This is a genomic window from Sphingomonas xanthus (assembly GCF_007998985.1).
In the GTDB taxonomy this organism is placed as follows: Bacteria; Pseudomonadota; Alphaproteobacteria; order Sphingomonadales; family Sphingomonadaceae; genus Sphingomicrobium; species Sphingomicrobium xanthum.
In genome coordinates this window covers 734,095-744,850 of the sequence record NZ_CP041659.1, presented here as the reverse complement: position 1 = coordinate 744,850, position 10,756 = coordinate 734,095, and the positions used below count along the sequence as shown (strand labels likewise).

At 65.2% G+C, this 10,756-nt stretch carries 9 protein-coding genes; all 9 read left to right on the top strand.

Annotation, left to right across the window (positions count from 1 at the left end; genetic code table 11):
* The first annotated feature begins 3 nt into the window (after positions 1–3).
* The 9 genes from ftsA (at position 4) to nagZ (ending at position 10,715) form a co-directional block, all read left to right on the top strand.
* Positions 4–1,260 carry a cell division protein FtsA gene (gene ftsA, locus FMM02_RS03745; RefSeq protein WP_147493606.1) on the top strand — a complete coding sequence of 419 codons (1,257 nt, stop codon included), beginning with the start codon at positions 4–6 and terminating at the stop codon, positions 1,258–1,260.
* A gap of 215 nt (positions 1,261–1,475) precedes the next feature.
* The gene (gene ftsZ, locus FMM02_RS03740) at positions 1,476–2,876 is read left to right on the top strand and encodes a cell division protein FtsZ (protein WP_147493605.1); all 1,401 of its coding nucleotides are present in this window, start codon (positions 1,476–1,478) and stop codon (positions 2,874–2,876) included.
* Between the two features lie 102 nt (positions 2,877–2,978).
* Positions 2,979–4,538 carry an SPOR domain-containing protein gene (locus tag FMM02_RS03735; RefSeq protein ID WP_147493604.1) on the top strand — a complete coding sequence of 520 codons (1,560 nt, stop codon included), beginning with the start codon at positions 2,979–2,981 and terminating at the stop codon, positions 4,536–4,538.
* Entirely contained in the window at positions 4,538–5,698 is a 1,161-nt protein-coding gene (locus tag FMM02_RS03730) for a deoxyguanosinetriphosphate triphosphohydrolase (RefSeq protein WP_147493603.1), read from the top strand. The genes FMM02_RS03735 and FMM02_RS03730 overlap by 1 nt, the downstream gene beginning before the upstream one ends.
* 169 nt (positions 5,699–5,867) lie before the next feature.
* Entirely contained in the window at positions 5,868–6,386 is a 519-nt protein-coding gene (locus FMM02_RS03725; protein ID WP_222703826.1) for a D-Ala-D-Ala carboxypeptidase family metallohydrolase, read from the top strand.
* An 81-nt stretch (positions 6,387–6,467) separates the two neighbouring features.
* Positions 6,468–8,201 (top strand): arginine--tRNA ligase, encoded by a 1,734-nt coding sequence (gene argS / locus FMM02_RS03720; RefSeq protein ID WP_147493602.1) that lies wholly within the window; start codon positions 6,468–6,470, stop codon positions 8,199–8,201.
* Complete coding sequence (locus FMM02_RS03715) at positions 8,201–8,935, top strand: SPOR domain-containing protein (protein ID WP_147493601.1); 735 nt, start codon at positions 8,201–8,203, stop codon at positions 8,933–8,935. The genes argS and FMM02_RS03715 overlap by 1 nt, the downstream gene beginning before the upstream one ends.
* A gap of 95 nt (positions 8,936–9,030) precedes the next feature.
* Positions 9,031–9,708 carry an SPOR domain-containing protein gene (locus tag FMM02_RS03710; RefSeq protein ID WP_147493600.1) on the top strand — a complete coding sequence of 226 codons (678 nt, stop codon included), beginning with the start codon at positions 9,031–9,033 and terminating at the stop codon, positions 9,706–9,708.
* Positions 9,708–10,715 (top strand): beta-N-acetylhexosaminidase, encoded by a 1,008-nt coding sequence (gene nagZ / locus FMM02_RS03705; protein ID WP_147493599.1) that lies wholly within the window; start codon positions 9,708–9,710, stop codon positions 10,713–10,715. The genes FMM02_RS03710 and nagZ overlap by 1 nt, the downstream gene beginning before the upstream one ends.
* Positions 10,716–10,756 lie beyond the last annotated feature (41 nt).

Sequence of the window (10,756 nt, the reverse complement as noted above, 5' to 3'; positions counted from 1 at the left end):
TTCATGCCCGCAGTTTCCGAACAGCCCCTGATCGCAGCGCTCGACATAGGTTCGTCGAAAGTCAGCGCGCTGATCGTCACGCTCGATGGCGACGCGCGGCTGCGCGTACTCGGCACCGGGCAGCGCGAAAGCCGCGGGGTTAAGCGCGGCTATGTGACCGACATGGAAGCGAGCGAGGTCGCCGTCCGCGAAGCGGTCGAGATCGCCGAGCGCATCTCCGGGGTCACGATCGACGACGTCTGGGCCAGCTTTGCCGCCGGCGGGCTGGTCAGCGATGTCGCCAATGTTGAAGTCGAACTGGGCGGACACCAGGTCGAACAGTCGGACATCGCCGAATTGCTCGTGGCCGGCCGAAGCGCAATCGACCGGAACGGGCAGGTCGTGCTCCACGCCCATCCGGCGCTCTACACGATCGACGGGGTCGAGGGTGTTCGCCATCCCCTTGGTCTTCATGCCGACCGGCTGGGGGTCGATATCCATGTCGTCGCCGCCGACCCTGCGCCGCTACGCAACATCGACTTTGTGATCCGCTCCGCCCACCTCGGCGTCAAGGCGATCGTCGCCTCGCCGGTTGCTTCGGCCCTGTCCTGCCTTACCCAAGAGGAGCGCGAGCTTGGGGTGGCGCTGGTCGAACTTGGGGCGGAGGTCACCAACGTCTCGCTTCATGCGGGCGGCATGCTGGTCGGCCTGAGGACGATCCCGCTTGGTGCCAAGGACGTCACCGACGACATCGCCTGCGCGTTCGGCGTCCAGCGCCGAGAAGCGGAGCGGATGAAGTGCCGCTTCGGGTCGGCAATGACCTCTCCGCGCGACAATCATGAGATGATCGAGGCAAGCCCGATGGGCGCCGACGACGGGGCCGAGCCGCTGCGCATCACACATGCGCAGTTGATCACCGTCATCCGCCAGCGGACCGAGGAGCTGACCGGCAAGATCGAGCAGGCGCTCAAGGAATTGGGATTCAGCGGCCCGGTCGGGCGGCAGGTCGTTCTCACCGGGGGCGGGGCGGAACTGAAGAATATCGCCGATTATATGCAGGGCATCCTCGGACGCGCCGTGCGGGTCGGTCGGCCGAAGACCATTACCGGCCTTCCTGAAGCGCACAGCGGTCCGGGATTCTCGACCCTGGTCGGGCTGGCGATGCTGGCTGCGTCGGGAAGCGGCGACATCCGCGACCTGGCGTTGGGCACGGGGCGGGAGCGAAAGACCCCGTCGGGGCTGGTTGGTCGCCTCGTCGCGGCGATGCGCGGCGGCTTTTAGCGTTTTACCGCCAAGTATTTCAGTTGCGAATATTAACCTTAACGCGCAGCGGCAGGTAGCGCTGCTGTACCATTTTGAATCATGGTGAGTCTGAAGGGCAACGTTGCGCGCTTTTTTTCGCCCGCGTTAACTTTTTCGCTTGGCAGCGGACTCGCAATGATTCAAAGATTCATGCCCAAGATTCAACGCGCCCGCGAACAGGGGAGGGGTAGTCCATGAGCATTGATTTTATCCGGCCGGAGGTCGACGAGCTTCGTCCGAGGATCAGTGTCATCGGCGTTGGCGGCGCGGGCGGAAACGCCATTGCCAACATGATCCGTTCCGACGTCCAGGGCGTTGAGTTCCTGGTTGCCAACACCGACGCCCAAGCGTTGAACGCGTCGGCGGCGGACCAGCGGATCCAGCTTGGTCTCAAGATCACCCAAGGCCTTGGCGCGGGCAGCCGGCCGGAAATCGGCCGGGCGGCCGCGGAAGAGACGATCGACGAGATCGAAAAGGCGCTCGACGGCGCTCATATGTGCTTCATCGCCGCCGGAATGGGCGGCGGCACCGGCACCGGGGCTGCGCCGGTGATCGCCAAGGCGGCGCGTGATCGCGGCATCCTCACGGTTGGCGTGGTCACCAAACCCTTTGCGTTCGAAGGATCGCGTCGCAACCGTTCCGCCGAAGCCGGGATCGAAGAACTGCAGAAGCATGTCGACACGCTGATCGTCATCCCTAACCAGAACCTGTTCCGCCTTGCCACGTCGGACACGACGTTCAAGGAAGCGTTCGAAATGGCCGACGAGGTGCTGCAGCAGGGCGTGCGCGGCATCACCGACCTGATGGTCATGCCTGGCCTCATCAACCTCGACTTCGCCGACGTGCGTTCGGTGATGGGCGAAATGGGCAAGGCGATGATGGGAACCGGCGAGGCGTCGGGCGACAATCGCGCGATCGAGGCCGCCGAAAAGGCGATTTCCAATCCGCTCCTGGACGGGGTCAGCATGAAGGGCGCCAAGGGAGTCATCATCTCGATCACCGGTGGCGAGGACATGCGCCTGATGGAAGTCGACGAGGCTGCCAGCCACATCAAGGAACTGGTCGACCCGGATGCCAACATCATCTGGGGCTCGGCCTTTAACAACGACCTCGACGGCAAGATTCGCGTGTCGGTGGTTGCGACCGGGATCGAAGCCGAAGCCGCGGTCCAGCCGACCCAGGGCAAGGTCTTCACCTTCCCGACCGCGTCGCGCGTACCCGCCGCCGCGCCTGCCGCCGCGCCTGCCGCCGCTACCGAGCCGAAGCTGGAAGCGGAAGAAGAACCGCTTGAACTGGGTGACGGCGAAGATGGCGGCGACGAGCTTTTGCTCGGCAGTGACGATATTCTTGCCGACCCGGTGATCGGGACGCCGATCGCACCGCCGGACGACGAAACCGACGTTTTCGCCGCCCCGGCAGCCCCGATCGCCGAAGAGGCGCCTAAGCCGACCCGCGAAACGGGGACCTTGTTCGAGCGCATGTCCGGCATCGCCCGCGGAGCGGCCCAGGCCAAGGTCGATGAAGAGCCTTCGCCAGGCTTCCGCCGCGAACCGCTCGACATTCCCCGCTTCCTCAACCGCCAGAACAATCAATAATCACGATCAAGGCGCCTCCGGCTCGTCGCCGGGGCGCAACGGTCCGTCGCGAGGCGCTTTGCAGCAAGGTTGGAGCAAGCTTGGTTCGTGCATGGGAGGACCATGCTGAAACAAGGACATAAGCGTGCACGCCGCTGGGCAGTGCCCTTGGCCGTGGCATTGTCGGTCGCGGCGGCCCCTCCGGCGATTGCTGCAGCGCCTGAATCTCCAGCGTCCGCCTTGTCACGCCATATCCGGGTGCTGGCGACCAGTCCGCGCGATTTCAACGCGTTGGTCGGCGCCGGTCGCGCCGCGCTGGACCTTGGTGACGTACAGGCCGCGGCGGGCTTTTACGGCCGCGCCGAAGAGGTCAATCCCAACGCCCCGGCGGCCAAAGCTGGCCTGGGCGCGGCGATGGCCCAGATGGGCGATGCCGACGGCGCCATCTTCTATTTCAACCAGGCGACCCGCCTGGGGGCGCAGCCGCTGACCCTCGCGCTCGACCGGGGCCTCGCACGCGACCTCAATGGCGACCTTGGCGGCGCCCAGTCGGACTATCGGCTGGCGATCAATTCGCTGGGCTCCGACGAAGCTCGCCGCCGGTTGGCCCTCAGCCTTGCCATCGCGCGCGATCGCAAGGGCGCGCTCGACGCACTGCAACCCCTCCTCAATCGCCGTGATCCGGCGGCGCAAAGGACCAGGGCATTCGTATTGGCGCTGTTGGGCGACCAGGCGGGCGCGGCTCAGGCGATCGAGGCCGTCATGCCCGGCGGTTCGGCCCAGTTCGCGCCCTTCTTCCGCTTCCTGCCTGCCCTTAGCATCGGGGAGAAGGCGGCGGCCGTCCACCTCGGCATCTTCCCCGAAAACGCTGCAGCCAGGGTTGCAGCCAATGTCACAACTCCGGCTGCGCCGGCCGTCGGCACCGCAAGGGCTGCATCGCCGCCGCCTGCGCCGGTGGCGGCACCCGTTCGCGTTGCAACCCGCGAGCCGGTTGCGGCCTCCCCCTCGCCGTCATTCTCGCTACCGTCATCGACGTCCGGCGCATCCCCGTCTTTTAGCCTGCCGTCGGCGAACCGCGCCGCGTCGACGGAACCCAGATTGGCGCAGAACGACCCGCCCGAACCGATCGTCCAGACCGGCGAAGTGACCGGCGAGTCCAGCAATCTCGTCGGGATCGACAAGGTGCTGGCGACGATCGCCGAGGCCTCGCCTCCTCCGCCGCCCGCGCCCGAACCCAAGGTTGAAGCGCCGCCGCCCCCTAAGCCCAAGGTCGAAAAATCGAAGCCCGATGCGGCTGCCGTTCGAGCGGCCAAGATTGCAGCGGACAAAAAGGCCGCAGAAAAGAAGGAACGCGACGCCAAGCTCGCTGCCGAGAAGAAGGAGCGGGAGGAGGCTGCCAGGCTTGGGGTCAAGGGCACCTATTGGGTCCAGCTTGCTGGGGGATCCAACCAGGACCGCATGTCCAACGAATATCGGAAATTGTCGGCCAAGGCCGGGTCGCTGCTGAAGTCGCGCAGTGGATATGTCACCGAGGGCAAGGAATATTTCCGCTTGCTGGTCGGTCCATTCGACAACAAGTCCGACAGCCAGGCCTTTGTGAATCGTCTTGCCAAGGAAGGCGTCGATGGCTTTAGCTGGACCCGCACCCCGACGCAGATCAAGATTGAGAAATTGAAAAGCTGATGACACTTCCCAAGGCGTTGGCCGCGCATCCCGAGACGTCGCGCGGCCGGGCCTTCAGCGAAGACGATCGCGGTCCGCGCGGTCCGCGAAATGCGTTCCAGCGCGATCGCGACCGGATTGTCCACAGTGTCGCCTTCCGCCGGCTGCGCCACAAGACCCAGGTGTTCGTCGCCCCCGACGGGGACCATTTCCGCGTGCGCCTGACTCACTCAATCGAGGTCGCCCAGATCGGCCGGACCATGGCTCGCGCTCTCGGCCTAAATGAAGATCTGACCGAGGCATTGTGCCTTGCCCATGACCTTGGTCATCCGCCCTTCGGGCATGGCGGGGAGGATGCGCTCGACCGGACTCTGTCCGATGCCGGCGGGTTCGACCATAATGGCCATACGCTTAGGATCCTGACCGCGCTGGAAAACCCCTATCCGGGCTTCGACGGGCTCAACCTGTGCTGGGAAACGCTCGAAGGCCTGGCCAAGCATAATGGCCCGGTCGCGGCGCCCAAATGGGCGATGGCCGAAGCCGATGCCGCCTTTGCCCTCGACCTGCAAAGCTGGCCTAGCCTGGAAGCCCAGGTCGCCGCGATTGCCGATGATATTGCCTATGACAATCACGACATCGACGACGGACTTCGCTCGGGCATCCTCGACCTCGACGCCTTGCTCGAACTGCCCTTCGTCCAGCGCCATTGGGCGGCGATCGAGCAGCGGCATCCCGGACTTTCCCGCGAAAGGAAGCTGAAGGCGCTGGTGCGCGATGGCATCGGCACGATGGTTGGCGACGTGCTTGAAGAAACCCGGCGCCGGATCCTCGATTCGGGCGTGGCGTCGCTCGACGAAGTGCGTTCGGTGGGCCGGCAACTGGCCGGTTTCTCCCCCGCGCTCCAGGCCGAAGAGCGCCAGCTGAAACGCCACCTGTACGCCAACCTCTACGATAGCGGAGCCCTTCGGCCGATCCGCCTTGAAGCGCAGCGGATCGTCGCCGCGCTTGCAGCCTATTACCGGGACCATCGCGAAGCGCTTCCCGACGGCTGGACGCGCGGCGCGGGCGAGCAGGCACGGCTTCGGGCGATCGGCGACTATCTCGCCGGCATGACCGACCGATTTGCGATCGCGAGGCACGAGGAATTGATCGGACCGGTCTGTCTTCCGGACCGTTTCTGATATTCGGCCCGGTAAGCGGCCAACACGCTGATCTACAAGGAAAATCGCGGATTTCGTGGGGCGATGCCGACATCGGGCCAACGCAGCGAAGCGTCACTTTGTCCGATTCCCCTCCTAACCCTCGTTAATTTTCTGTTATAGAGGAGTCGAGAGCCAGAGGGGGCAATCGATGTTAAGGACCGTTTGCGCAATCATTCTCCTGGCGTCGGGGACGGCCGCGACCGCCGACACCAATTGGGGCATTCGCGAAGTAGGCAAGTTGCCGCGAAACTCGGAACCCTTGCCTGCGGGCACCTGGGCGATGGGCAGTTCGTCGGCGGGCAAGCTGGTCGACATGGGCGACATCAAGCAGATCGGCGCTCGCTGGGGCCAGGTGACCAGTACCTACCGCAGCCCAGCGCATAACCGCCGCGTCGGCGGCGTCGCCAACAGCTATCATCTCAGTAATCGCGCGATCGACATCGCGCGCCGGCCGGGCGTCAGCCATTCGCAGATCGCCGCCGCCTTTCGCGGCGCGGGCTATTCGCTGGCGGAATCGCTCGATGAAGGCGACCACAGCCATTTCGCCTTCGGCCGGCCGAACCGCCGTTCCTCGCCAGTCCGGGCCCGGATGGTCGCCGTGGCCGCCGGGGAGAAGACCGAGTGGCGAATTGTCTACGCTCCGGCCAGTTCGGGTGCCGGCAACTAGACGAATCGCCGCATTCCCAAAGGTGACGAAACGGGCTTGAACCGCTAGAGCGCGCCGACTCCTCAAGATCGGTGACGCCCATTGTCTCTCTACGCCCGCTATTCCGCGCTGCTTGACGGCATTCTCGACCAACTGGAGCAGGCCGGTTCGATCCCGGCCGGCCTTGCCCGCCATGCAGTCGCGGTCGAGCCGCCGCGCGATCCGTCGCATGGCGACCTGGCGACCAACGCGGCAATGGTGCTGGCCAAGGGCGCCGGAACCAATCCGCGCGCACTGGCCGCCATCCTCTTGCCTGCACTGCAGGCGCTGCCCGACGTCACCAGCGTCGAAGTGGCCGGACCGGGATTCATCAACATCCGGCTGACCGAACAGGCCTGGCGCGACGAGCTGGTAACCATGCTTGGCGACGGCGAGCGCTACGGACTGTCGAGCGTCGGGAATGATGAGCGGGTCAATGTTGAATATGTATCGGCCAACCCGACCGGACCGATGCACATGGGCCATTGCCGCGGCGCGGTGGTCGGCGATGCGCTTGCCCGCCTACTCGAGGCGGCTGGCTTCCGCGTCACCAAGGAGTATTATGTCAACGACGCTGGCAGCCAAGTCGATACGCTCGCCCGGTCGGCGCATCTTCGCTATCGCGAAGCGCTGGGCGAGGACATTGGCGAAATTCCCGAAGGATTCTATCCGGGCGATTATCTGGTTCCTGTCGGGGCCGCGCTAGCGGCGGAGTTCGGCGACCGCTTCGCCGGCCAGCCCGAAACCGAATGGCTGGCGCTGTTCAAGCAGAAGACCGTCGCCGAGATGATCAAGTTGATCCGGCACGACCTCGCTTTGCTCGACATCCACCACGATATCTTCGCCTCCGAAGCGGAGCTGCAGGCCTCGGGCAAGGTCGACGAAGCGATGGCCAATCTTCGCGCCAAGGACCTTGTCTATGAAGGCGAGCTTGAGCGTCCCAAGAGCCTCGATCCCCATGACGAATGGGAAGCGACGTCGCTGACCCTGTTCAAGTCGAGCCAGTTCGGCGACGACCAGGACCGGCCGATGAAGAAGTCCGACGGCAGCTGGACCTATTTCGGCGCGGATGCGGCCTATCACCTGCAGAAGGCAGAAGAGGCCGATCATCTGGTCAACATCTGGGGTGCCGACCATGCCGGAACGGTCAAGCGGGTCCAGGCCGCGGTCAAGGCGTTGACCGACGGGCGCGTCGACCTCGATGTCAAGCTGGTCCAGATGGTCCGCCTGTTCCGTGCTGGCGAGCCGATCAAAATGTCCAAGCGGGCTGGCAATTTCGTAACCCTCGCCGATGTCGTTCGCGAAGTCGGCAAGGACGTTGTCCGGTTCATGATGTTGACCAAGCGGGCTGACACGATGCTCGACTTCGACTTTGCCAAGGTGGTCGAAGCGTCGAAGGACAACCCGGTTTTCTACGTCCAATATGCCCATGCGCGGATCTGCTCGCTGCAGCGCAAGGCAGGCGAGGCGGGGATTTCGCTCGACGCGCCTGCCGATCTTGGCCTGCTCGACGCCGAGGAGCTTGGGCTGGTCAAGCTGGCCGCCCAATATCCCCGCGTCGTCGAGGGCGCGGCGCTTGCGCATGAACCGCATCGGGTCGCCTTTTACCTTTACGACCTCGCAGCCGCGCTCCATGCACTGTGGAACCGTGGCAATGACGACACATCGCGGCGCTTTTTACTTGAGAATCAACCTGATCTGTCGAGAGCAAGGCTGGAACTGGCGCGCGGCATCGGGCAGATTATCCGCAACGGCCTGGGGCTGATGGGCGTGGAGGCCGCCGAGGAGATGCGCTGATGGGCGATGCGGGGGTGGTTGGAAATCGGGATCGCTTACCCTGGCTTGAACCCTATCGCGCGCCGTCGGCGAAACCTTCGAACCGCAAGGCGGGACTGTCCGCCGCGATCGGCGTGATCGGCCTCACCGCCGTCGTCACGCTGCTGAACCGCGATCTGCCATGGCCGGCAGCCGACACGGAGCGGGAGGCCAGCGTCGCCCTGCCGGCGCCAACCCCATTTTCGCCTCCCGTCGAGGCCCCTTCCGCTGGCGCGCCCCTTGCCAGCGAAAACGCCGCCGAACCCTCGGCCCAGCCGGTCCGTCAGGCCCCCGCGACGGCGAGCCGTCGCCGGACCACGGCCGAACCCCGCCGCGATAGTTTCCGGCAGGTCGCTGCCGAGCAGGCGGACCTGCCATTGGCGTCCGACTCGATGGCCTCGGAAGCAGTGCTGGCGATTGCCGCGTTGCCGCTGCCGCCGGACCCACCACGCCCGGTGGTCAATCCTGCCGCGCAGGTCGTGCGCGGCAGGACGGTCCAGCTCGGTGTTTACGTCAGTTCGCGTCAGGCCGAGGCCGCCTGGCGTAGTGCGATCAGTGATTACACATATCTGGTGACCATGCCGAAAAGCATCGAGGCGATCCGCTACGGACAGAAACGCTTCTACCGACTCCAGCTGGGTACGCCGTCAAGGCAGCACGCCCGCCAGCTATGCAGCAATCTGAAGTCGATCGGCCGCGCCTGCACTGTGGCCTGACGACAGGCAAAATTTTCGACAAGCCCTCTCGCAACTGCGGCGGGGCGCCTTACTATGCGTGGCATGCGTGGCATGCGTGACATGAGGGATGCAGGATGACCGACGCTCGGGCTTATGACGACCAGGCGCTGCCGTGGCTGGAAGCGGTCGAGAGCGACGAGGGGCCACGTGCGATCTCGGCGCGCAAGATGCTCGTCGCGCTGGTGCTGGTGGTGATCGCCGCCGCGGTGGTGGCGGGAACGATGTTCTGGGTTGGGCGCCAGGATCCCGCTATTGGCGGCGCGCCCGAACTGATCCGCGCCCAACCCGGCCCTTACAAGGTCAAACCGACCGACCCCGGCGGGCTCGACGTCACCGGCGATAGCGAAACCGCCTATTCGACGAGCGCGGGCGAGGATCCCGACGCCGCTCTCGACATCCGCAAGCTGCCCAAGGAAATGGAGCCGGTCGATCCGCCGCAAGCCGCCGCAGCCGCGCCGCTGAAGCCCGCGAGGCCCGAGCCGGCCCCCACGCCGAAACCGGCGGAGGAGCCGGCGGCAGGCGGTCCGACCGCTCAGCTCGGCGCCTATGGCTCGACGGTCAAGGCCGACACCGCCTGGACCCTGCTTTCGAGCCGCTTCCCGGAAGTTGCCGCGCTGCGCAAGCAGGTCATTGCGGCGACCGTCAATGGAAAGCCGCTCTATCGGCTTCGGGTGACAGGGTCTGCCGAGGCTATTCGTTCCGCCTGCGCGGCACTTCGGGCGGGCGGCGAGAACTGTCTGGTCGTCAACTGATGCAGGCTGCGATTTACGGACTGGCAGGAGCCCAGCTCAGCGCGGATGAGGCGGCATTTTTCCGCGATTGCAGGCCCGCGGGCTATATTTTGTTTCGACGAAACATTGAGACACGGCAACAATTGCGAAAGCTTACCGATGATCTTCGCACCGTTGAAGGTCATGACGGCGTCCCGATCCTGATCGATCAGGAGGGCGGCCGGGTGGCGCGCATGAGGCCGCCCGAATGGCCGGCATTCCCAAGCGGGGAGGCCTTCGACCGGCTTTACCAGCTGGCGCCCTCAAGCGCGATCGAGGCGGCGCGCGTTAACGCCCGCGCGCTCGGGCTGATGCTGCATGAGGCCGGGGTCAACGTCGATTGCCTGCCGATGCTCGACGTCCGCCAGCCGGGCGCGGCCGATATCGTCGGCGACCGGGCGCTGGGGTCTGAGCCGATGCAGGTTGCCTCCCTCGGCAAGGCAATCCTCGATGGGCTCGCCTCGGCGGGCGTGCTTGGCGTGATCAAACATATTCCGGGCCATGGCCGGGCGCTGGTCGATAGCCACCATGAACTGCCGGTGGTCGAAGCCAGCGAAGAAGAATTGGCAATCGACCTGGAGCCGTTCGAGCGGCTGCGCGATGCGGCGATGGGGATGACCAGCCACTTGCTTTATACCCAGTGGGATCCCCTCCACCCCGCTTCGCAATCGAAAACCATCATCCATGACATCATCCGACAGCGGATTGGCTTTGACGGTTTCCTGATGAGCGATGACATCGGCATGGAAGCGCTTGGCGGCGACCATGGCACCCGCGCCGCGGCCTGCGTCTCTGCCGGCTGCGACGTCGCGCTCCACTGCGACGGAAAGATGGAAAATATGCAGCTGGTGGCGCGAGCGGTCGGCGACATCACCCCGGAGGGCGAGGCGCGCCTGGCGCGGGCCATGGCGATGCGCTTCACTCCGGACGACGAAATGGATTTCGCCGAGGCCGTGGCCAAGCGCGACGCATTGTTGGCGCTGGTCTGAGCCACCGCGCATTGCGTTCGCAATAGGCTCGGCTACCGTCG